Origin of the sequence: Pseudomonas sp. HY2-MNA-CIBAN-0224, from assembly GCF_040310285.1 — a bacterium.
Lineage (GTDB): Bacteria > Pseudomonadota > Gammaproteobacteria > Pseudomonadales > Pseudomonadaceae > Aquipseudomonas > Aquipseudomonas helleri.
In genome coordinates, this window is sequence record NZ_JBEOPQ010000045.1 from 15839 (window position 1) to 41203 (window position 25365).

Genomic DNA, 25365 nt, shown 5'->3' on the forward strand with positions numbered 1-25365 from the left:
CCTCGTCCCTCGTCAGCGGCTACAGGTTTGTGGCGAACGTCTCATGCAAATGACGCCACAGCACCTTGCCACTGGTGTCGCGCTCAAACACCACAGTGGCCCGGCGGTCGGTGCGGGTGCCGTTGTGTTCCTCTTGCAGCTCCCGGTAGCTGACCACCGCGCCTTCTGCGTGCAAAGCGATGCCCAGGAATTCGCTGAGGGTTATTTTCAACCCCGGGCGGGCCCCGCGCAGTTGCTCAAACAGCGTTTCGACACCGTTGGCATCCAGCACTTTGCCGGTCGGGGTGATCATCGAAAACTGTGCTGAGAAGCGGGCGAGCAGCACCGGCAACACGCCCGGTTCCAGGCCAGAAAACCAGCCTTCAATCTCAACGTGGGTTTCGGTTACAAGGTCGAAGTAGCTTGAATAATCAGTCATCACGGTTTCCAGGTCAGGGCGCCAGCAAGGCCAGCACGTGGGGTGTATTGAGGCGTAACACGGGGATAAGCGGCGCCAGGGTTAATACGCAACCGATGGCAAAGCATAGGGCAAAGGCGTGGGGCGTCGAGGCGATTGTGCTCAAGGCGGCGAACAACGCCATCATCAGCGCCGGGCCGAGCAAAAAACTCAACTGACGGTTGATATTCCACAGCGCGCTGGCGTGCCCCATGCGTTCGGGCCTGACGTCGATAAACGCGGTGTTTTGCGCGGTACTGCTGCACAGGCTGCCGCCAAACCCCATCAGTGCGTACAGGGGGATCGCCAGCCACAGATGTGAACTGTCCACTTGAATCAACAAACCAATGCCCAGCGCTTGCGCACCCATACCCAGCAGCATCAAGGGTTTGGGCCCCAGTTGGTTGAATTGATAACGGCTCACCATAATGCCCAGCGCCGACGCCAGCGCCCACGGCAGCATCAAGGCGCCGGTCTGCGCAGGGCTCAAGCCCAGTTGATGCAAATACAAAATACTCACCAGTTGGGTGCCGATAAAAATCCCCGCCACACACAGGTACATCAGCATGGCGACGCGCAGCAGCGGGCTTTTCAGCAAACCGCCCATGCTGCGGGCGCCGGTTGCCAGGCTGTTGAGGTTGAGTGCCGGGCGTTCGGTGGGGCGTGGTTCGGCTTTGATCCATACACCCGCCAGCACCAGGGCCAGTAATGCCAGCGGCAGGTTGGCGTAGAACACCCCGCGCCATGACCCGTACTCCACCACCCAACCCCCCAGTGCCGGTGACAATGCCGGTACCAGCAGCGCGACCATTAGAATCACCGATGTCAGGCGCGCCCGCTCACGCACCGGAAAATGCCGGTAGACCATGGCCTGGCCGACCGGGATCAACAACCCGCCTCCCAGGCCCTGGAGCAAACGCCAGCCGATCAGCGCCTCGATTGAACCGGCTTGGGCGACACACCACGACGCGACACTGAACACCAGCAGCGAGGCGAGAATCAGGCGTTTCTCGCCAAACACCGAGGCCAGCCACACGCTGGGCAAAATGATCAACGTGAGGCCGAGCATGTAGGCATTGCCGATCCAGGCCAGTTGATTGACCGAGGCGTGCAGCATCTGGCCGATCTGCGGGTAGGCAATCGATGCGGCGAACATGTTGACCAGGTCCAGTGCAAAGCCGAGCACATAGATCAGCGCGAGTTTGTTGCGATAAGCCATGTGGGGCTCCTTGAAAGAGCCTGCACAGTAAGTCGCTTTTTCCTTTAGAGAAACGGCCTGCGCCCTGCTAGATTGTCAGAAATATTTTGACAGTCAGCGGGTTTAACCATGGTCAGCCTCGATCGATTCGACACCTTCAAAGCCGTGGTCGAAGCCGGCTCATTGACCGCAGCCGCTGACTTGCTGGGCCAGACCCGCGCTGTGGTCAGCTTCAACATCAAACGCCTGGAGGCTGAACTCGGGGTGACGTTGCTCATCCGCAACACTCGGCGGCTGGCGCTGACCGAGGCGGGCGAACGTTTTTATGTACGCTGCCTGAGCATGCTCGAAGAAGCGCGGCTGGCGATTGACGAGGCGCGCAGTGAACACACCGAACTCAAGGGCACGCTGCGCATCACTACCACGGTGGAGTACGCGTTGGCCAAAGTGGTGCCTGCGCTGGAGCTGTTTCGCGCCCGACACCCTGAACTGAACGTGCATCTATCGACCTCTTCGACCCATGCAGACCTGATCTCAGAGCGTTTTGACGTCGCCCTGCGGCTGGGCCGCGTGCTCGACTCCAGCCATCGCGCCGTGCAGTTGCGCACCTTTGAGATTCTGCCGGTGGCCTCGCCGGGCTTTGTTGCCAGCCTGGCGCCGATCAACAGCGTACAAGCCCTTGAACAAGCACCTTGGCTTGAACATGGGCGGGTCGGTGAGTTGAGCATTATCGAGTTGAGCAGCGGCAGCGTCCGGCCTTATCAACCCAACCCGGCCAATGCGCGGATCAAGGCCGACAATTCATCGGTGCTGCAGGCGTTTGCCTTGACCGGGCAGGGCGTGGCGATTTTGCCGGACTGGCTGATTGAGGACGATTTGCAGGCCGGCAGGTTGGTGCATCTGCTGCCCGGCTGGCAACTCACGCGTCAAGGCATCTATGCGTTGTACCCCGACACCCGTCATCTGCCCCTGAAAGTTCGCGTGTTTATTGATTTTATGAAGACTCACGGATAACGCGGTACATTCATACTAAAGTTATAACTCCATTGTTTTTATATTTTTTTATAAAAAAATAAAGAAGTATGAATAACGCATTGAGTGTGTGTTCCGTTATCACGCGCTGTGCGTTTTATTATCATGCTGTGTGCGTTGGTGTGACATGGATTGTCAGTGGCGGGTGATTGAATACGCGTTGAATGTGCGTGCACTCATCGGGTGCAAAAGAGAGAATTAGCCTGTTTTGAAATTGTCGGCTGTATGGCTAGTATTGTCCCTGCATTGCCAGAGCTGTATCGGCATAGAACTTGGAAGTCGTCCACCTGACGGTTTTAATTATTACGCGTTGTCTGGGTGTGTTCACCATGGTTAACGAATGGATTCGTAGAGCGTATGTCCAGCTGCTGTCAATCGAGAACCTGCCTTCTCGTGGCCAGCCCGGCCCGGCACAAAGCCCGGTCGCCCGCGTTTGCCCTGTAGTTTCCCTTCGTATTTCACAGACCTTTTCAGCCTTGGACTCAGCGTTTCATCGCCCGCTGGCGGTGTTTGGCAGTGGCAGAGCAAGGCGTTTGAATGGACGTGACGAAACAGGCGTGGGCTGAAGCCTGAACACCAAGTAGTCGTTCAATAGCACGACCCCATTATCGAATAACGGTTGTTAATTGCGCCGCCGGGGATACTTGCGCCCTGCATTTAGTGCAGTGGCGAGTCCCTTTATTTATCGGATGAATAAAGTAGGTGTGAGATGAAGAATATTGTGATTGTTGACAAGGCATCAGGGGCTAAATCGGAACAGGCGTTGGGTTCGCTCAGCCTTAAAGGCACGAGCATTGTAAAACTGCCCTTCGGCCAGGAGAGTGTTCAGTCTTATCAACAGTCCGGCAATAATCTGGTTATTACACTCAAGTCCGGTGAGACCGTTACGATCCAGAACTTCTTTGTGACGGGCAGCGACGGAGCCACTAACCAACTGGTGCTGGAGGGCAGCAATGGAACGCTGCTCCTGGGTCAGTATTCTTCACCTTACTCCGGCTTTACTTTCACCCAGATTTCCAGCCTTGACGATCTGACACTGGCTGCGGCCGGCGGCAGTGCAGACATCCCTAATTGGGTCCTGTGGGGGCTTGGCCTTCTGGCGGTGGGTGGCGCGGCGGCTGCGTTGAGCGGTGGCGGCGGTGGCGGCGGCCATCATGGCGGTGATGGCGATACCACCGCGCCCGGTGCCCCAACCGGTATTTCGGTGAGCAACGACGGCCTGAGCGTCATCGGCAAGGGCGAGGCCGGTTCCAAAGTGACGGTCAAGGATGCGGCCGGTAACGTGGTCGGCACCGGCACGGTCGGGGCTGATGGCAATTTCAAGGTGCCTTTGGACTCCTCCAAGACCAACGGCGAAAAACTCGATGTGACCTTGACTGACCCGTCAGGCAACCAGTCGCCGGCCGGTAGCGTGGTGGCGCCAGACACCACCGCTCCAGAAACCCCGACCGGCCTCACGGTCAGCCCGGATGGCCAAACCATCAGCGGCAAGGGCGAGCCTGGCTCGACGGTGACGGTTAAAGATTCTGCGGGCAATGTGATCGGCTCGGGCACCGTAGGGGCTGATGGCAACTTCGACATTACCCTCGGCACCCCGCAAAACAACGGCCAAAACCTCGACGTCACTTTGACCGACCCGGCGGGCAACCAGTCGCCGGTAGGCAGCGTGGTGGCGCCTGACACCACCGCTCCTGATGCACCCACCAGTCTGTTTTTGGCCACAGACGGTGTGACATTCAGCGGTAAAGGTGAGCCGGGTTCCCACGTTACGGTCAAGGACTCCGCCAACAATGTGGTGGGCAGTGGCACTGTCGGTGCCGACGGCAATTTCTTGATCACACTGACCTCACCGCAAAGCGTGGGTCAGCAGTTGAACACCACGCTGACTGACGCGGCTCAGAACGAATCGTTGCCAGGCAAATTTATTGTGACTGACACCGATTTGGGCTCAGGAGGCCAACCGCTCGCGGCCACTGACTTGGTCGTCAGCCAGAACGGCCTTTCGATCAGCGGCAAGGGGCAGGCCAATAACCAGATTACGGTCAAGGATGCGGCGGGCAATATTATCGGCAGCGGAACGGTGGATGCCGATGGCAATTTCAACCTGTCCTTCGACACGGCCCTGATCAGTGGCGCCAGCGTGGATGTCACATTGACTGACAGCAAAGGCCAGGTATCGCCAGTCAGCAGCGTTGTGTACACCGACACCACCGCGCCTGATGCGCCAACCAATCTGGCTGTAAGTCCCGATGGCCTGACCCTCACCGGTAAAGGTGAAGCGGGCAGCACGGTTATCGTTAAAAACGCGGCCGGGGAGCAAGTCGGTACGGCGGTCGTGGGGGCTGATGGCAGTTTCGAAGTCACCCTCGATGCAGCCCAAGGTAATGGCACCACCCTTGAAGTTACCCTGACTGACAAGGCCGGAAATATTTCGACAGCCACCCCGGTGGTGGTCGGTGAAGCGGTTGCGCCTGAGGCGCCAACCGGTCTGGTTGTCAGCGCTGACGGCCTGTCGGTAACCGGCAAAGGCGAGCCGGGCTCCACCGTGACGATCAAAGACTCTGCGGGCAATGTGATCGGTACCGGCACTGTTGGAAATGACGGTAACTTTGACGTCACCCTCGGCACCGCACAAACCAACGGCGAAACCCTGGGCGTGACCCTGACCAGCCCTGGTGGCCTGACCTCGCCATCGATCAGCGTAGTTGCAGGCGACACCACCGCACCTGAAGCGCCAACTAATTTGGCCGTTAGCGACGATGGTCTGGCGCTGACGGGCAAAGGCGAGCCGGGTTCCACCGTCACTATCAAAGATCCAGCGGGCAACGTGATTGGCACGGGGACAGTCGGTGCAGATGGCACCTTCTCGATCACCCTCGAAACAGCACAAACCAACGGCGAAACCTTGGGCGTCACCCTGACTGACAAGGCGGGTAACGTATCTCAAGCTGGCAGCGTGGTAGCAGGCGACACCACGGCACCCGATGCTCCAACTAATATCGCAGTCAGCGCCGATGGCCTGACTCTCACCGGTAAAGGTGAAGCGGGCAGCACGGTTATTGTTAAAAACGCAGCCGGTGAGCAAGTCGGTACGGCGGTCGTGGGGGCTGATGGCAGCTTCGAAGTCACCCTCGATGCAACCCAAGGTAATGGCACCACCCTTGAAGTTACCTTGACTGACAAGGCCGGCAACGTATCGACAGCCACGCCAGTAGTTGTGGGTGAGGCTGTAGCACCTGAGGCGCCAACCGGTCTGGTTGTTAGCGCCGATGGCCTGTCAGTGACGGGTAAAGGCGAGGTTGGCAGCACCGTAATCGTCAAAGATGCGGCTGGCTTGCCAATCGGCACCGGGGTTGTCGGTGCTGATGGCAGCTTCGAAATAACGCTCGATAAAGCACAAACCAACGGCGAAACACTGAGCGTCACATTGACCAATGCCGGTGGCCTGACTTCGCCATCGATCAGCGTGATTGCAGGCGACACCACCGCACCTGAAGCACCGACCAACCTGGCTGTGAGCGACGATGGTCTGGCGCTCACGGGTAAAGGCGAGCCGGGTTCCACCGTCACTATCAAAGATCCAGCTGGCAATGTGATCGGCACTGGGACAGTCGGTGAAGACGGCAGCTTTTCGATCACCCTCGACAAAGCACAAACCAACGGCGAAACCTTGGGCGTCACTCTGACCGACAAGGCTGGCAACGTTTCTCAGGCTGGCAGCGTGGTAGCGGGCGACACCACTGCCCCTGATGCCCCGACCGGCTTGGGGGTTAGTCCAGATGGCCTGACCCTGAGCGGTAAAGGCGAAGTGGGCAGCACTGTCACCGTGAAGGATGCGGCAGGTAATGTGATCGGCTCCGGCTCTGTGGGCGCCGACGGCAGCTTCGAAATCACTCTCGACCCAGCACAAACCAATGGCGAAACACTGGCTGTCACTCAAACCGATGCGGCAGGCAATATCTCTGCGGGTGGCAGCGTGGTTGCAGGCGATACCACCGCGCCAGCGGCTCCAACTGAGCTGGCGGTAAGCCCTGATGGCCTGACCCTCACCGGTAAAGGCGAAATCGGCAGCACCGTTATCGTCAAAGACGCGGCAGGCTTGGAGATCGGCAACGGCGTTGTGGATGCGGATGGCAATTTCTCCATCATTCTCGACAAAGCACAAACCAACGGCGAAACCCTGGGCGTCACCCTGACCGATAAAGCGGGCAACATCTCGCAAGTCGGTAGCGTGGTAGCTGGCGACACCACCGCACCCGATGCGCCAACCAATATCGCTGTGAGTGCGGACGGCCTGACGCTCACCGGTAAAGGTGAAGCGGGCAGCACGGTTATTGTTAAAAACGCGTCCGGGGAGCAAGTCGGTACGGCGGTCGTGGGGGCTGATGGTAGTTTCGAAGTCACCCTGGATGCTGCTCAAGGCAATGGCACCACTCTTGAAGTAACCCTTACTGACAAGGCAGGCAATATCTCGACGGCTACCCCGGTGGTAGTCGGTGAAGCGGTTGCGCCTGAGGCGCCTACCGGTCTGGTTGTCAGCGCAGATGGTCTGACAGTGACGGGTAAAGGCGAGGTTGGCAGCACCGTAATAGTCAAAGATGCGGCTGGCTTGCCAATCGGCACCGGGGTTGTCGGTGCTGATGGCAGCTTCGAAATAACGCTCGACAAAGCGCAAACCAACGGCGAGACATTGGGTGTCACATTGACCAATGCCGGTGGCCTGACTTCGCCATCGATCAGCGTGATCGCAGACGACACCACCGCTCCTGACGCACCGACCAATCTGGCTGTGAGCGACGATGGTTTGGCGCTCACGGGTAAAGGTGAGGCGGGCAGCACGGTTATCGTCAAAGACGCGGCTGGCTTGCAAATCGGCAACGGTGTTGTGGACGCTGACGGCAATTTCTCGATCATCCTCGACAGCGCGCAAACCAACGGCCAAACCCTTAACGTCACCCTGACCGACAAAGCGGGCAACGTTTCTCAAGCTGGCAGCGTGGTTGCAGGCGACACCACTGCCCCTGATGCCCCAACCGGTCTGGGTGTTAGCGCAGATGGCCTGACCCTGACCGGTAAAGGCGAAGTGGGCAGCACCGTCACCGTGAAGGATGCAGCAGGTAATGTGATCGGCTCCGGTCCTGTGGGTGCTGACGGCAGCTTCGAAATCACTCTGGCGCCAGCACAAACCAACGGTGAAACATTGGCGGTCACCCAGACCGATGCGGCTGGCAATGTCTCTGCGGGCGGCAGTGTGGTTGCAGGTGACACTACAGCGCCTGAAGCACCAACCGGTTTGGCGGTAAGCGCAGATGGCCTGACCCTCACCGGTAAAGGCGAAATCGGCAGTACCGTTATTGTCAAAGATGCGGAAGGCTTACAAATTGGCGCTGGGGTTGTAGGGGCTGATGGCAGCTTCGAAATCATCCTGGATGCTGCTCAAACCAACGGCGAAACCCTCAACGTCACCCTGACCGACAAAGCGGGCAACATCTCGCAAGTTGGCAGCGTGGTTGCCGGCGACACCACTGCACCTGAAGCACCAACCGGCGTGGTCCTCAGCGCCGATGGCTTGACCCTGACGGGTAAAGGCGAAGTGGGCAGCACTGTTACCGTCAAAAACGCCGAGGGCGCGGTGATTGGTTCCGGGCCTGTCGGGGCTGATGGCAGTTTCGAAATCACCCTGGATGCGGCGCAGACCAATGGCCAAACCCTGGACGTCACCCTGACCGATAAGGCGGGCAACATCTCGGCAGCCACGCCTGTAATTGCGGGCGATACAACGGCACCTGCCACGCCAACGGATTTGGCGGTCAGCGCTGATGGCCTGACCCTGACCGGTAAAGGTGAAATCAACAGCACGGTCATCGTGAAAAACGCAGCCGGTGGGCAAATCGGCGTCGGGGTTGTGGACGCTGATGGCAATTTCTCGATCACCCTGGACAGCGCGCAAACCAACGGTGAAACCCTCAACGTTACTCTGACCGACGCGGCGGGCAACGTTTCGCAAGTTGGCAGCGTGGAGGCGGGCGACACCACGGCTCCTGATGCGCCGACCAATATCGCGGTGAGCGCGGACGGCCTGACCCTCACCGGTAAAGGCGAGGCGGGCAGCACGGTCACCGTTAAAAACGCGGCCGGTGACCCCGTGGGTTCGGCGGTTGTTGGCGCTGACGGCAGTTTTGAAGTCACCCTAGACACCGCGCAAGGTAATGGCACCGTCCTGGAAGTCACCTTGACCGACAAGGCTGGCAACGTGTCTGACCCGACGCCTGTGCTGGTCGGTGATGCGGTAGCACCTGAGGCGCCAACCGGTCTGGTGGTGAGCGCAGATGGTCTGAAAGTGACCGGTAAAGGCGAGATTGGCAGCACCGTGACGGTGAAAGGCCCGGCGGGCAACGTGATTGGCACCGGGGTTGTTGATGCTGACGGTAATTTCTCGGTCGCTCTGGGCACCGCGCAAACCAATGGCGAAACCTTGGGCGTCACCTTGACCAATGCTGGCGGTCTGACTTCGCCCTCGATCAACGTGGTGGCGGGCGACACAACTGCACCAGATGCCCCGACTGACCTGGTGGTGAGCGCGGATGGGCTGGCGCTCACCGGTAAAGGCGAAGCGGGCAGCACGGTCACGGTGAAAGACGCGGCGGGCGCGGTGATCGGCACCGGGCCGGTAGCAGCTGACGGCAGCTTCACCATCGTCCTCGATACGGCTCAAACCAATGGCGAAACCCTTAACGTCACGCTGACTGACAAGGCCGGCAACATCTCGGCGGTCACGCCAGTGATTGCAGGCGACACGACCGCACCTGATGCGCCTACAGAGCTTGCGGTGAGCGTTGATGGCCTGACGCTGAGCGGTAAAGGCGAAATCGGCAGCACGGTGACGGTTAAAGACGCAGCGGGCGCGGTGATTGGCTCTGGGCCTGTGGGCGCTGATGGCAGTTTCGAAATCACCCTGGACACGGCTCAAACCAACGGCGAGACCCTCAACGTTACGCTGACCGACAAGGCGGGCAACGTTTCGCAAATCACGCCTGTGATTGCAGGCGATACCACCGCACCTGATGCTCCGACAGAGCTTAAAGTGAGCGCAGATGGTCTGTCCCTGACCGGTAAAGGCGAAGCGGGCAGCACCGTCACGGTCAAAGATGCGGTGGGCGCGGTGCTCGGCACCGGGCCGGTAGCGGCTGACGGCAGCTTCACCATCACCCTCGACAGTGCGCAAAAAAATGGCGAGACCCTTAACGTCACCCTGACCGACAAAGCCGGCAATGTGTCGGTTGCCGCCCCGGTTGTTGCGGGCGATACCACCGCACCTGATGCCCCCACCAACATTGCCGTGAGCGCGGATGGTCTGACGCTCACCGGTAAAGGTGAAGTCGGCAGCACAGTCACTGTCAAAGACTCGGCCGGTCTGTCGGTAGGCACGGGCGTGGTGGGGGCTGATGGCAGTTTTGAAGTCATCCTTAAAGACGCGCAGGGCAATGGCGCCATCCTTGATGTCACCTTGATCGACAAGGCAGGCAACATCTCGCCGATTACCCCAGTGGTGGTCGGTATCGCCGTAGCGCCTGATGCGCCAACCGATCTGGCAGTGAGTGTCGATGGTCTGACAGTGACCGGTAAAGGCGAGATTGGCAGCACCGTTACGGTGAAAGGCCCGGCGGGCAACGTGATTGGCACCGGGGTTGTCGATGCTGACGGTAATTTCTCGGTCATCCTAGACACCGCGCAAACCAACGGCGAAACCTTGGGTGTGACCTTGACCAATGCCGGTGGCTTGACCTCGCCATCGATCAGCGTGGTGGCGGGCGATACCACGGCGCCTGATGCCCCGACTGACCTAGTGGTGAGCGCGGATGGTCTGGCGCTGACGGGTAAAGGCGAGGCGGGCAGCACGGTCACCATCAAAGACGCGGCGGGCACAGTGATTGGTACCGGTCCTGTCGGGGCTGACGGCAGCTTCACCATCACCCTCGATACGGCGCAAAAAAATGGCGAAACCCTCAACGTCACCCTGACCGACAAGGCGGGTAACATCTCGGCGGTCACGCCAGTGATTGCAGGCGACACCACTGCACCTGATGCACCGACTGAGCTTGCGGTGAGCGTTGATGGCCTGACGCTGAGCGGTAAAGGTGAAGTCGGCAGCACGGTCACTGTTAAAGACGCAGCGGGCGCAGTGATTGGTTCCGGGCCGGTAGAGGCTGACGGCACCTTCACCATCGCGCTCGACACGGCACAAACCAATGGCGAAACCCTGAACGTCACCCTGACCGATAAGGCAGGCAATGTTTCGGCAGTCACGCCAGTGATCGCGGGCGACACCACCGCACCTGATGTCCCGACAGAGCTTAAAGTGAGCGTTGATGGCCTGACGCTGAGCGGTAAAGGCGAAGTTGGCAGCACAGTGACGGTCAAAGACGCCGCGGGCGTGGTCATTGGCAGCGGGCCTGTGGGCGCTGATGGCAGTTTTGAAATCACCCTCGATGCTGCGCAAACCAATGGTGAAACCCTGAATGTCACCCTGACCGACAAAGCGGGCAACGTGTCGGCGGTCACGCCAGTGATCGCGGGCGATACCACGGCACCTGATGCACCGACAGAGCTTGCGGTGAGCGTTGATGGTCTGTCCCTGAGCGGTAAAGGTGAAGTCGGCAGCACGGTCACTGTTAAAGACGCAACGGGCGCAGTGATTGGTTCCGGGCCTGTAGAGGCTGACGGAACCTTCACCATCGCGCTCGACACTGCACAAACCAATGGCGAAACCCTCAACGTCACCCTGACCGACAAGGCGGGCAACGTCTCGGCAGTCACGCCAGTACTCGCGGGCGATACCACCGCACCTGATGCCCCAACAGAGCTTGCAGTGAGCGTTGATGGCCTGACGCTGACCGGTAAAGGCGAAGTTGGCAGCACAGTGACGGTCAAAGACGCCGCGGGCGTGGTCATTGGCAGCGGGCCTGTGGGCGCTGATGGCAGTTTCGAAATAGCCCTCGATGCCGCGCAAATTAATGGCGAAACTCTCAATGTCACCCTGACCGACAAGGCGGGCAACGTCTCGGCAGTCACGCCTGTGAATGCGGGCGACACCACCGCACCTGATGCCCCGACAGAGCTTGCAGTGAGCGTTGATGGCCTGACGCTGACCGGTAAAGGCGAAATCGGCAGCACGGTGACGGTCAAAGATGCAGCGGGCGCAGTGATTGGCAGCGGGCCTGTGGGGGCTGATGGCAGCTTTGAAATCACCCTCGATACTGCGCAAGCCAATGGCGAAACCCTCAACGTTACCCTGACCGACAAGGCAGGCAACATCTCGGCGGTCACGCCAGTGATCGCTGGCGACACCACCGCACCTGATGCCCCGACAGAGCTTAAAGTGAGCATTGATGGCCTGACCCTCACCGGTAAAGGCGAAGCGGGCAGCACCGTGACGGTCAAAGATGCGTTGGGCGAGGTGATCGGCACCGGGCCGGTTGCGGCTGACGGCAGCTTCACCATCACCCTCGACAGCGCGCAAAAGAATGGCGAGGCCCTCAACGTCACCCTGACCGACAAGGCGGGCAATGTGTCGGTGGTCACGCCAGTGATTGCGGGCGACACCACAGCGCCTGATGCACCGACCAACCTGGCGGTGAGCGGCAATGGTCTGATCCTCACCGGTAAGGGCGAAGTCGGCAGCATCGTGATCGTCAAAGACGCTGCGGGCGTGCAAGTCGGTACGGGCGTCGTCGGCGCGGGCGGCAATTTTGAGGTGGCTCTTGACCCGGGCCAAAGCAATGGCTCTACGCTTCAAGTCACCCTGACCGACAAGGCCGGCAACATTTCGACCGCCAGCCCTGTGGTTGTCGGTGATGCCGTCGCACCGGATGCGCCAACTGATCTGAGCGTGAGCGTTGATGGTCTGGTACTGGATGGCAAAGGCGAGCCGGGTGCCATCGTCACTGTCAAAACGGCAGCGGGCGCGGTGATCGGCAGCGGGGTCGTAGGCCTTGACGGTAACTTCAGCGTGGCGCTGGACACCGCTCAAACCAACGGCGAAACCCTGGGCGTCACACTGAGCAGCGTCGGTGGTTTGACCTCACCTTCCGTCAGTGTGGTGGCGGGCGATACAACGGCGCCTGATGCCCCGACAGAACTGGCCGTCAGCGTTGATGGCCTGACCTTGAATGGTAAAGGTGAGCCGGGCTCAACCGTCACCGTTAAAAATGCCGCAGGCGCTGTGATCGGCAGCGGACCTGTGGCGCTGGATGGCTCCTTTGCCATCACCCTCAACACCGCACAAACCAATGGCGAAACCCTCAACGTCACCCTGACTGACAAGGCCGGTAACGTGTCGGCGTCTGCCCCAGTGACAGCGGGCGACACCACGGCACCTGCAGCCCCGACCGAGCTCAAAGTCAGCGCAGATGGCCTGACCCTGGACGGTAAAGGTGAGGCGGGCAGCACGGTGACCGTTAAAAACGCCTTGGGTGTGCAAATCGGCACGGGTGTCGTCAGCGCTGACGGTACTTTTGCCGTCACCCTCAACACGGCGCAGAAAAATGGCGAGACCCTCAGCGTTACCCTGACCGACAAGGCGGGCAACGTCTCGACGGCGACCCCGGTGATTGCGGGTGACACCACAGCACCCGACGCGCCGACTGAGCTTAAAGTGAGCCTCGATGGCCTGGAACTGACCGGTAAAGGTGAAGCGGGCAGCGTAGTCACCGTGAAAAATGCGGCGGGCGTGCAAGTCGGCACCGGCATTGTTGGTCCTGACGGCTCGTTCACCGCGATCCTCGATACCCCGCAGAAAAATGGCGAGACCCTTAACGTTACCCTCACCGACAAGGCAGGCAACGTGTCGGCGGTCGCCCCTGTGGTAGCCGGTGACACGACGGCTCCGGGTGCGCCGACTGAGCTTAAAGTGAGCGTTGATGGCCTGACCTTGAGCGGTAAAGGCGAAGTCGGAAGCACCGTGACGGTCAAAGACGCTGCGGGCGCATTGATAGGCAGCGGGCCTGTGGGCGCTGATGGCAGTTTCGAAATCACCCTCGATGCTGCGCAGACCAATGGCGAAACCCTGAACATCACCCTGACCGACAAGGCAGGCAACGTATCGGCAGTCACGCCGGTGATTGCGGGCGACACCACGGCACCGGCAGCCCCAACCGAGCTTAAAGTCAGCGTTGATGGTCTGGAGCTGACGGGCAAAGGCGAAGCGGGCAGTGTCGTCACCGTGAAAAACGCCGCGGGCGTGCAAATCGGCACGGCTATCGTTGGGCCTGACGGTTCGTTTACCGCGATCCTCGATACCCCGCAGAAAAACGGCGAAACCCTCAACGTCACCTTGACCGATAAGGCGGGCAACGTGTCGGCGGTCACGCCAGTGATTGCGGGCGACACCACGGCACCGGCGGCGCCGACGGACCTTAAAGTGAGTGTCGATGGCCTGGCGCTGACGGGCAAAGGTGAAGCGGGCAGCACGGTCACCGTGAAAAACGCCCTGGGTGTGCAGGTCGGCACCGGCACCGTTGGTCCGGATGGCTCGTTTACTGCCGTCCTTGATACCCCCCAGAAAAATGGCGAAACCCTCAATGTCACCTTGACCGATAAGTCGGGCAACGTGTCGGCAGCCACGCCAGTGATTGCCGGTGACACCACCGCACCAGCGGCGCCGACTGAGCTTAAAGTGAGTGTCGATGGCCTGGCGCTGACGGGTAAAGGCGAAGCGGGCAGCATCGTCATCGTGAAAAACGCCGCGGGTGTGCAAATCGGCACCGGTATCGTTGGCGCTGATGGCTCGTTTACCGCCGTCCTTGATACCCCGCAGAAAAATGGCGAAACCCTCAACGTCACCTTGACCGATAAGTCGGGCAACGTGTCGGCGGTCACTCCGGTGATTGCGGGTGACACCACGGCACCAGCGGCGCCGACTGAGCTTAAAGTCAGTGTCGATGGTCTGGCGCTGACCGGTAAAGGTGAAGCGGGCAGCACCGTCATTGTGAAAAACGCCCTGGGTGTGCAAGTCGGTACCGGCACCGTGGGGGCTGATGGTTCGCTGACTGCGACCCTTAGCCCGGCACAAAAAAATGGCGAAAGCCTCAACGTCACCCTCACCGACAAGGCAGGCAACGTCTCGCTGCCGACCCCGGTTGTGGCGGGCGACACCACGGCACCGGCGGCACCGACCGAGCTTAAAGTCAGCCTGGATGGGTTGTTGCTGACCGGCAAAGGCGAGGCGGGCAGTACGGTCATCGTAAAAAATGCCGCAGGCCAGCAAATCAGTACCGTTGTGGTGGGGATAGATGGCTCGTTTGCCGCCGTCCTCACGCCAGCGCAAAAAAATGGCGAGACCCTCAACGTCACCTTGACCGACAAGGCGGGCAACGTGTCGGTAGTCACCCCGGTTGTGGCGGGCGACACCACGGCACCGGCAGCACCGACTGAGCTTAAAGTCAGCGCTGATGGTCTGGCGCTGACCGGTAAGGGCGAAGCGGGCAGCACCGTCACCGTGAAAAACGCGGCGGGCGTGGCCATTGGTAGCGGTGTTGTCGGGGCGGATGGTTCGTTCAGTGCGACGCTCGATACGCCGCAAAAAAATGGCGAGCTGCTTAACGTCACTCTGACCGACAAAGCCGGTAACGTTTCACTGCCAACCCCTGTGTTGGCGGGTGATACCACGGCGCCGGCGGCGCCAACCAACCTGTCTGTGAGCGTCGATGGTCTGGTGCTTAACGGTAAAGGCGAGCCGGGCTCAACGGTAACGGTCAAAAATGCGGCGGGTGTGGTAATCGGTGGCGGCGTTGTCGGGCTGGATGGCTCGTTTGCGGCGGTCCTCACGCTGCCACAAAAAAATGGCGAAACCCTCAGCGTCACCCAGACCGATGTGGCGGGCAACGTGTCGGTGGCGGCACCGGTGGTGGCGGGCGATACCACGGCACCGGCCGCGCCGACCGATCTGGCAGTGAGCCTCAATGGTCTGGCCCTCACCGGTAAAGGCGAAGTGGGCAGCATCGTCACGGTGAAAAACGCCGCAGGCGTGCAGATTGGCACTGGCATCGTTGGGCTGGATGGCTCGTTTAGCGCCGTGCTCACCTCGCCACAAAAAAATGGCGAAACCCTCAACGTTACCCTGACCGACAAGGCGGGCAACGTGTCTGTGGCCACGCCAGTGATTGCGGGTGACACCACGGCACCGGCGGCGCCGACTGAACTTAAAGTCAGCCTCGATGGCCTGGCGCTGACGGGTAAAGGTGAAGCAGGCAGCATCGTCACCGTGAAAAACGCCGCAGGTGCGCAAGTGGGCACCGGTGTTGTCGGGGTTGATGGCTCGTTTACCGCGGTCCTGAACCCTCCACAGAAAAATGGCGAAAACCTCAACGTGACCCTGACCGACAAGGCAGGCAACGTGTCGGTGGCGGGTGATGTGACGGCGGGTGATACCACGGCACCGGCGGCACCGACTGAGCTTAAAGTCAGCCTGGATGGTTTGCTGCTGACGGGTAAAGGCGAGGCAGGCAGCACGGTCATCGTGAAAAACGCCGCAGGCCAGCAAATCAGTACCGTTGTGATCGGGATCGACGGCAACTTTGCCGCTGTCCTCGCAACACCGCAGAAAAATGGTGAGACCCTCAACGTCACCCTCACCGACAAGGCGGGCAATGTGTCCTTGCCGGGTACTGTGACGGCGGGCGACACCACGGCGCCTGCGGCTCCGAACACCCTGGCTGTGAGCGCCGATGGTCTGTCACTCACGGGTAAAGGCGAAGCGGGCAGCACGGTCGTGGTGAAAAACGCCGCAGGTACACAAGTCGGCACCGGTGTCGTCGCGGCGGATGGCTCGTTTACTGCGACCCTCAGCCCTGCACAAAAGAATGGCGAAAGCCTCAACGTCACCCTGACGGACAAGGCAGGCAACGTCTCGCTGCCGACTCCGGTTGTGGCGGGTGACACCACCGCACCGGCTGCTCCGACAGACCTTAAAGTCAGCGTCGATGGCTTGTTGCTGACGGGTAAAGGCGAGGCGGGTAGCACAGTCATCGTGAAAAACGCGGCAGGCCAGCAAATCAGTACCGTTGTGGTTGGCATCGACGGCAACTTTGCCGCCGTCCTCTTAACACCGCAAAAAAATGGCGAGACCCTCAACGTCACCCTCACCGACAAGGCGGGCAACGTCTCTGTGGCCGCGCCAGTGGTTGCCGGGGACACCACTGCACCAGTGGCGCCAACCAACCTGGTCGTCAGCGTCAATGGTCTGACCCTGACGGGTAAAGGCGAGGCGGGCAGTACCGTCACCGTGAAAAACGCGGCGGGCGTGGCCGTGGGCAGCGGCACTGTTGGCGCTGACGGTTCGTTTACCGCGACCCTCAGCCCTGCACAAAAGAATGGTGAAAGCCTCAACGTCACCCTCACCGACAAGGCAGGCAACGTCTCGTTGCCGACGCCTGTGCTGGCGGGTGATACCACGGCACCGCAGGCGCCGACTGAGCTTAAAGTCAGCCTCGATGGTTTGACGCTCACCGGTAAAGGCGAAGTGGGCAGCATCGTTACCGTGAAAAACGCGGCCGGTGTGCAAATCGGTACCGGCCTTGTCGGGGCTAATGGTTCGTTTACAGCGCTGTTGGTTGGGCCGCATAAAAACGGTGAAAGCCTCACCGTCACCCTGACCGACAAGGCTGGCAACGTTTCGGTGCCTGCGCCAGTGCTTGCAGGCGACACCACGCCACCGGCCATTGCGACCGACCTTGCATTGAACGCAGATGGCGTGACGTTCAGCGGCAAGGGTGAAGCGGGTAGCCAGGTGACAGTTAAAGACTACCTGGGGCAGACCATCGGTACGGGCACCGTCAACGGTCAGGGTAACTTCACGGTGATCCTGAATCAGCCACGCAGCACCGGTGAAACCCTCAACGTCACCCTCAAGGATGGCGCGCAGAACGTCTCTCTGCCGGCAACCTACCTGGCGCTTGACCCCGGCCTGCCGGGGACCTTGACGCCCAAAGCCTTCAACGACCTGACAACGGCTGAGATGGTGATCAAGCCGGTGACGACCAACACCGGGTTGAAGGACATGACGGTCAATACGCTGGCCAGCGTAGGCGGAATTATCATTGGCGGTGTCGTCAAAGATACGCAGCTCTTTACTGTTGCCAGTGGTACGACCGGAACCTTGAACTTGAGTTCGGGTTCTGCTGACTTCCTGAAATTGCTGGGGGGCGGGGTTAAGGCGACGCTTGAGGTGAGTGACGGCAAGGGCGGATGGCTGCCGGTACAGCAGGGTTCCCTGGGGAGCGGTTTACTCGATTTGCTAGGGATATTCGGGTCCAGTGGCAGCGGGAAAGTTACAGGCCTGTCTGCTGGAAATTATCGCTTCACGTTCGAGCTTGATCTGGCGGTGGTCAAGGTGTTGTCCAGTGCAACGGCCAAGCTGAGTGTCACCGAGCAAAGCTTCATCGATTTCACGGCTGACGCCGGGCCAGCGGTAAAAGGCAACGTGATCACCGATCTGGGCTTTGATGGCAAAATCGACGTTACGGGCACGGCCGGGCCTGCGAAGGTTCAGGTTATGGTCGACGGCAAGCTTGTCGATGCGGACATCCCGACCGGGCCTGGGACCGTGTTGCAGGGCCAATATGGTCAACTGACGATCTTTGCCAACGGCAATTACTCGTACGTGGCAAATGGCAATGCGGCCAATCTTGGCAAGGTTGATTCGTTTGAGTATCACCTGGTCAATGCGGCGGGTTCCTCAACAGCCAACCTGTATGTGCGCATTGACAGTGCAGACTCCAATTTCACGTGGAGCACGACCGACCCTTCGGCATCCGGCGTTATTGTTCCGGTTGCTAATGATGACGTGGGTTCTACAGCAATCCAGTTGTTGCCGGAAGTCGGGCCGCAGGTTGCGTTGCCGGGCTTTAGCTATGATTTGACAGGCTTTCTCACTGGCTCAGGAGGCAAGTCGGGGGAGAGCATCACGATTGCTGCCAATACCAAGGGCGATCTAGCAGTTACTGCGACATTCTCATCGGGAGCGCAGGGGCTGGGTGGCACAACCTTGACCCTGGAAAAATTCATCAACGGGGCGTGGGCTGCAGTACCACAACAGAGCTTCTCAGCGATTTCCCATACCTTTAAAGACCTGGGTGAGGGCACTTATCGGGTAACCGCGTCGACCTCTGTCTTGCTCTCACTGGGCAGTAAAGTGACCATCGACCAAAAACTTACGCCCACTTACCTGGACAAGTTTGTTGTGGGCACGGTCACTCCGGCCACCGGCAATGTGCTGTCCAGTACCTTGACCGGCCCCGACAAGTTGGGCTCTGTGCTCACGGTAATAAGTGTGCTGGACAAGGGTGTGTTCGTGAATGCCGGGGGCGATGGCAAGGTGGTTGCGGGGGCATACGGAACGTTGACCCTGTTCGCCGATGGTAAATACACCTACGCGCCGAATGCCGGCCTGACGGCGAGCAACGTGGGGCAGGTGGATCACTTCACCTACAAACTCACCTCGCCGACAGGCAATTCCGACACGGCTGAGCTGTACATCCGTCTCGACTCTCCAGACCGTCCTCAGGTCTGGGACGATGCCAACCCGGGCGCACCGGCCAAGACCGCTACATCGTTCGCCGCGCTGGCCGTGGAGGAACATGTCGCCGCCGTCGACCACGTGGCTGCAACCGAGGGGCATGCCACGGGTGAACACGGGGATCATGCGGTGGTTGCCGACACCGACTTCACCCATGTCGACAACGTTGCCGGCACCGATGGGCTGCTGTGGGAAGGGGGCGATGCTGCGATCAATCTGGCGAGCCTGATTGGCAAGGTCAGCGGCATCGATGCCATCGACCTCAACCACGTCAGCGCTGTTGACCTGACACTGAGCCTCGAAGACCTGGTGTCCATCACCGGGCCTGAAGGGGACCGGTTGGTGATTCAGGGCGATGACCACGACAGTGTGCATTTGACCGGTAATTGGTCATCCGGAGTGGCTCAGGTTGAGAACGGTCTTGAATACGTGATCTACACTAGCGAGGAAGATAAAACCCACCAACTGTGGGTGCAGAACGGAATCAGCGTGGTTTAACCCACAACGTTTGCGCCGGGCCTTCAAAGGCCCGGTTTTGTGTACTAACGGTATTGCAATGATGGATCGTTGCGGGCTGCGAGTAACGATCCATTGTTGCGTGCACACCTGAGCCAAGGCGTGCATGTGATACCCCAATGCTGTTTCGCTGAGTGCGCCTTTATTGCAGGCCAACACTCATCTGGGGGCTGGATTTGAGGCATAGAACGCTGGTTAAACAGTTGTCGGTTGTGGTTTGTGCCGTTGCGTTAACCCCGCTATTACTTGAACGGGTCATGGCCAAATCGATGTATGACGACGCCGAAAGCGTCAGTACTATCAGCCCGAGTCAATTGGGCACGAATTTACCGGGAGGGCCAATGGGCGTCAGTGCGCCGGTCCCCCCGCAACGCGTCATACCGGGCACCCTCGACCTGACCCGCGCGGTACAAATGGTCGTGGCGTGGCACCCGGCTATCGCCGAGTCGATCGGCAAGCTGTATCAGCAACAACAGAACGTGACCATTGCCCGTTCCGGTTACTACCCGCAAATCAGCGGCGGGTTGCGCTCGGGCTACGACAGTGGCTTGAACGGCAGCGGCGAAAGCCAGGCGTTTACCTTGTCGATGTCACAGATGCTCTATGACTTCGGCAAGGTGTCGAGCACTGTCGACAGCGCCCTTGCCCGCGTCAACGGCAGTCAGGCGGCGGTGTTGCTGGCGGTCGATCAGGTGACCCGGGAAACCTCGTTCTCGGTGATTGAGTTACAGCGCGCGCAAACCTTGCAGAGGCTGGCCCGCGAGCAAGTGGATGGCCTGGCGGCGATTGCCGACTTGGCGCAAAAACGCAGCGACATGGGCGCCAGTACGCGTTCTGACTTGATTCAGGCGCGCTCACGGGTCGAAGCGGCAATGGCAACGCAACTGCAATTCACGGCGCAATTGAACCGCTGGCGCGGGGCATTGAGCAGCTTGCTTGGCTCACAGGCGCCGGTCAGCGTCACGCCGGGGTTTCCGGATAGCCTGGAGCACTCTTGCCAAGGCGTGGTGCCCGATGAAGCCGTCACCCCTTCGTTGTTGATCGCCCAGGCGCAGCAGGTCGATGCGGTGGCGCAAATCGCCAATGCCCGGGCTGAAGCGCTGCCCACGTTGTCCCTGGATCCGGAACTGACCCAGTACCTGGACAGCAACGACAACAACGTTCAAAACGGCCGCGACAGAACACGCTACGGGGTGTTTCTGAACGTGAAAATGCCGATCTATCAGGGCGGCGCGATCAACGCCCGCAAAGCCTCTGCCGAACAAGCCCTGCGCACAGCGCAGTACGCAAACGACGCTGCACGGCTTTCAGTGCGCCAAGGGCTGCTGGAGGCGCGGGATCAAATCTCCAGCCTCACCCAACGCCTTTCGACTCTGGATTTTCGTGAGCGCAGCATCTCTGAAACCCGCGACCTGTATCGCCAGCAATACCTGGAGCTGGGGACCCGGCCGCTGCTTGATTTACTCAATGCCGAGCAGGAAATCCACCAGGCGCGCATGGACCGTGAAAACACCGCGTCCGACCTGCGCCGCCTGAAGATTGATTGCCTCTACAACACCGGCGGATTGCGCACAGCCTTCCATCTGGATAACAGCTCGATCCAAGGCGTGGAGATCCGACCATGAACGATACCGTGATGCTTGAGGCCGACACGCAAGCTGCCGAACAACCCGCTGAGACGGCACCTGATCACTCCGCTCCGCTGGATTATGAAGTGTGGCTGGACGCGGTCCTGCTCGTTGCCCGGCACTACCGGCTGGAGTGTTCCGCGCAAAGCGTACGCCTCGCCGTGCAATGGACCGAAGGCAAGACCGTCGAGGAGGTGGTGCGGCTGATGGCGCGCCAGGCGGGGCTTAACTGTGTGATTGTCGACTTCACCGCGACCACCCTTATGCAGCGGCAAATGCCGTTGGTGCTGCAGTTTGATGATGGTCAGGTCGGTGTCTTGCAAACCTTGGGCGACGATGACGATTTGGGCATCACCTACAGCGGTGACGCGGGCCTGCAAAGCCGTATCTCGCGTCAGGAACTGATCGCCCACGCCAGCAAAATCGTGGTGCTGCGCCCCATGCGCGCGGTGCGCGATGCGCGCATCGATGACTATATAAAAACCTACGAGAAGGACTGGTTCCGAAACATCGTGCTGAGGGACTTGCGCCCGTACAGCTACGTGATGCTGGCGTCGCTGGTCACCAGCGTGCTCGGGCTGGCCGGGGTGCTGTTCTCGATGCAGGTGTATGACCGGGTGATTCCGGCCGAGTCGATGCCCACCTTGTACGTTTTGTTTGGCGGCGTGGTGCTGGCGCTGGTGTTCGATTTGATGATGCGCCTGACCCGGGTGCGCATTACTGACATGCTCGGCAAACGCGCCGACTTGCGCGTGTCTGATCTGGTGTTCGGCCACGCCATCCGCCTGCGCAACAGCGTGCGGCCCAAGTCCACCGGCTCGTTTATTTCGCAGATCAAAGAACTGGAACAGGTGCGCGACCTGATCACCTCCAGCACCGCCACGGCGTTGGCAGATTTACCGTTCTTTTTGCTGTTTTTGGTGATCTTCTGGTTTATCGCCGGGCCCTTGGTGGCGATCCCCATCCTCGCGGTGGTATTGATGGTGGTGCCGGGCCTGATGTCACAAAAGAAACTGGCACGCATGGCCAATGAGTCGATGCGCGAAAGCTCGTTGCGCAGCGCCATGCTGGTAGAGACGATCCAGGGGCTGGACGATATCAAGTCGCTGCAAGCCGAGCAGCGCTTCCAGCAGCAGTGGAACCACTACAACGCCAGTTGTGCCGACGCCAACCTGCGGTTGCGCATGCTGACCAACTCGTTGGTGTCCTGGAGCAACACGGTCCAGGGTTCGGTGTTTGCCGTGGTCGTGGTGTTCGGTGCGCCGATGGTCATGGCCAGTGACATGACCACCGGTAGCCTGGTGGCCGCGTCGATTCTGTCGTCCCGCATGATGGCGCCAATGGCGCAACTCACCCACGTACTGACGCGCTGGCAGCAAGCCAAAGTTGCCCTGCAAAGCCTCAACCAGATCATGCAGTTGCCGGTGGATCATGCCGATGGCAGCAAGCGGGTGCATTTGCCCGTGGTGCGCGGCGATTACGCGCTCAATCAGGCGGCGTTCCAGTACTCCAGCGATTCTCCTGCACCCGCGTTGACTGTGGAGGACCTGAAGATCCAGCCGGGTGAACGTATCGCCGTGCTGGGGCGCAATGGTGCGGGCAAATCGACATTGCTTCAGGCCCTGGCCGGGATGCTCGATCTGAAGGAGGGCAGCATCAGCCTGGACGGCGTTGCCCTCGGGCACATTGACCCGGCGGACGTGCGTCGCGACGTCGGGCTGCTCACGCAAAACTCCCGGCTGTTTCACGGCACCTTGCGCGACAACCTCATCCTCGGTGCGCCCCACGCCACCGATAGCGAAATCCTTAACGCGCTGGCGCTCACTGGCGCCGCAGAGTTCGTCAGCAAATTTGCCGATGGCATGGACCACTTGATCCTTGAGGGCGGCTTGGGGCTTTCGGGCGGGCAGCGCCAGGCTTTGTTGCTGTCACGTCTGTTTATTCGACAGCCGCATATCGTCCTGCTGGACGAACCCACGGCGTCTTTGGATGAAGCGAGCGAGCGCAACCTGATCCAGAACCTGGACAAATGGGCCGGTCATCGCACCCTGATCATTGCCACCCACCGCATGAGCGTCTTGAGCCTGGTCAACCGGATCATTGTCGTGGACAACGGGCGGATCGTCGTCGATGACAGCAAAGACAACGCCATAGCACGACTGTCCAAACCACAGAAAACCGCGCAATGAACCCGCAGCCACGGATAGCGTCGCGCTCAAGGACCTTCACATGAACAATAAAACGTCCCACGGACCAAAAGGGCCGAAGAAAATCCCGCTGCTGGCCAGCGAAGACGACAGCACCCGGCCGTATCACGATGGCGTCGATGACAGCACCGTGGTGCGGGCGACACGGGTGGTCGGCTACGTGTGCCTCATGCTGATCGCATTTGGCGTGTGGGCTTACTTTTTTGAAGTCGACGAAGTGTCGAACGGCACCGGCAAAGTCATTCCGACCTCCCGCGAGCAGATTATTCAGTCACTGGAAGGCGGGATCGTCACCGAATTGAACGTCAGCGAGGGCGATATCGTGGCGAGCGGGCAAACCCTGGCCAAGCTCGACCCGACCAAAAGTGAATCCAACTTCGATGAAAGTGCGGCCAAGTACCGGGCAGCCCTGGCCAGCGTGGTGCGCTTGCAGGCCGAGGTGAACAACAAGCCGCTGGTGTTCCCCGATGAATTGCAGGGCTACCCGGCCTTGATCCGTGCCGAAACCGACTTGTACACCACGCGGCGCAAGGGCCTGGATGAATCGCTGGCGGGAGTGCGCTCTTCGTTGGCGCTGGTGCGCAGCGAGCTTGAAATTACCGAAAACCTGGCCAAGGTCGGCGCGGCCAGCAACGTCGAAGTGCTGCGCCTGAAGCGTCAGAAGGCAGAGCTGGAGTTAAAACTGACCCAGGCGCGCTCTGAATACATGGTGCACGCCGGAGAGGAGATGGCCAAAGCCAACGCCGACGTCGAGACCCTGTCGTCGGTAATGCGCGGGCGCTCCGACTCCGTGACCCGCCTGACCTTGCGCTCGCCGGTCCGCGGCATCGTCAAAGACATCGAGGTAACGACCATCGGCGGCGTCATCCCGCCCAACGGCCGCCTGATGCAAATCGTGCCGATGGATGAACAGCTACTCATCGAAGCGCGCATCTCGCCACGGGACATCGCCTTTATCCACCCGGACCAGGTGGCCAAGGTCAAAATCACCGCCTACGACTACTCGATCTACGGCGGGATGGACGGCAAAGTCGTGACCATCTCCCCGGACACGATTCAGGACGAAGCCAAACCCGAGGTCTTCTACTACCGCGTGTTTATCCGTACCGATGCCGATGTGTTGAAGAACAAGGCCGGGAAAACGTTCTCGATCGTGCCGGGGATGATCGCCTCGGTTGATATCAAGACCGGGCGAAAAACCGTGCTCGACTACTTGATCAAGCCAATGAATCGCGCGCGCGAGGCGCTGCGTGAGCGGTAGGGAATCGTACTGTGACCACGGGTGCCCCAATGATATGGGGCATTCCTGGTTTAACCGGTAAAACAGTCTTTTAAATAGGGAATACTATTAGCCCGTGTAAAGAGTATTAATGAGTTAATGCTAAAGTATTAGTCCTATTTATATATTAAGCATGGGTTGACGAATCTAATTTTTCTCGATTGCTCGGCAAGTTAATCGTTTTGTTCTCATACTGATGAAGGTGGTCTCTTATTAGCTTTCTGATGACTTGCGAGATGGTCAGGTCTGTTTCTTCAGACAAGATCTCCAGCTTTTGCTTGGTCGAAGAGTCAATAAGAATGGTAAGACGCGTTGTTTTATCAGGCATTTTCTGACTCCTTGTGTCGTACGCGGTATCGACTGCCGCGTGCAGCAATATGAATACTGATCGAGACTGAACATAGTCTATTGGCGATTTAATATCACCTCTGAAGTGTCGATTCAAACAATTTTGTTTTATTGAATAAGCCGTCAATAAAGAACTTTTCAGCTGTGC

8 protein-coding genes are annotated in these 25365 nt (G+C 59.6%); 5 read left to right on the plus strand and 3 right to left on the minus strand.

The features are described 5' to 3' along the window. Nucleotides 1-19: 19 nt before the first annotated feature. Together AAEZ03_RS18450 and AAEZ03_RS18455 are read right to left on the minus strand one after the other, a co-directional pair. Nucleotides 20-418 carry a DUF4440 domain-containing protein gene (locus AAEZ03_RS18450; RefSeq protein WP_350580544.1) on the minus strand — a complete coding sequence of 133 codons (399 nt, stop codon included), beginning with the start codon at nucleotides 416-418 and terminating at the stop codon, nucleotides 20-22. 13 nt (nucleotides 419-431) lie between these two features. Then, a complete protein-coding gene (locus AAEZ03_RS18455) occupies nucleotides 432-1655 on the minus strand; it encodes an MFS transporter (RefSeq protein WP_350580547.1) in 1224 nt (407 codons plus the stop codon). 108 nt (nucleotides 1656-1763) lie between these two features. On the opposite strand from AAEZ03_RS18455, the gene AAEZ03_RS18460 reads away from it, so the two are divergent. From AAEZ03_RS18460 to AAEZ03_RS18480, 5 genes are all read left to right on the plus strand, one after another. Beyond that, nucleotides 1764-2648 carry a LysR family transcriptional regulator gene (locus AAEZ03_RS18460; protein WP_350580549.1) on the plus strand — a complete coding sequence of 295 codons (885 nt, stop codon included), beginning with the start codon at nucleotides 1764-1766 and terminating at the stop codon, nucleotides 2646-2648. 727 nt (nucleotides 2649-3375) lie between these two features. Then, nucleotides 3376-19737: a BapA/Bap/LapF family large adhesin gene (locus AAEZ03_RS18465; RefSeq protein ID WP_350580552.1), complete on the plus strand. Its 16362-nt coding sequence runs from the start codon at nucleotides 3376-3378 to the stop codon at nucleotides 19735-19737. A gap of 275 nt (nucleotides 19738-20012) precedes the next feature. Continuing rightward, a complete protein-coding gene (locus tag AAEZ03_RS18470; protein WP_278939120.1) occupies nucleotides 20013-21380 on the plus strand; it encodes a TolC family outer membrane protein in 1368 nt (455 codons plus the stop codon). Continuing rightward, on the plus strand, nucleotides 21377-23572 hold the full coding sequence (locus AAEZ03_RS18475) for a type I secretion system permease/ATPase (RefSeq protein ID WP_350580555.1): 2196 nt from the start codon (nucleotides 21377-21379) through the stop codon (nucleotides 23570-23572). Before AAEZ03_RS18470 ends, AAEZ03_RS18475 begins: the two co-directional genes overlap by 4 nt. Before the next feature lie 40 nt (nucleotides 23573-23612). Then, on the plus strand, nucleotides 23613-24851 hold the full coding sequence (locus tag AAEZ03_RS18480) for a beta-barrel domain-containing protein (RefSeq protein ID WP_273222276.1): 1239 nt from the start codon (nucleotides 23613-23615) through the stop codon (nucleotides 24849-24851). Between the two features lie 145 nt (nucleotides 24852-24996). Here AAEZ03_RS18480 and AAEZ03_RS18485 read toward each other — a convergent pair whose 3' ends face one another. Beyond that, nucleotides 24997-25197: a ribbon-helix-helix protein gene (locus AAEZ03_RS18485; protein ID WP_153333476.1), complete on the minus strand. Its 201-nt coding sequence runs from the start codon at nucleotides 25195-25197 to the stop codon at nucleotides 24997-24999. Nucleotides 25198-25365 lie beyond the last annotated feature (168 nt).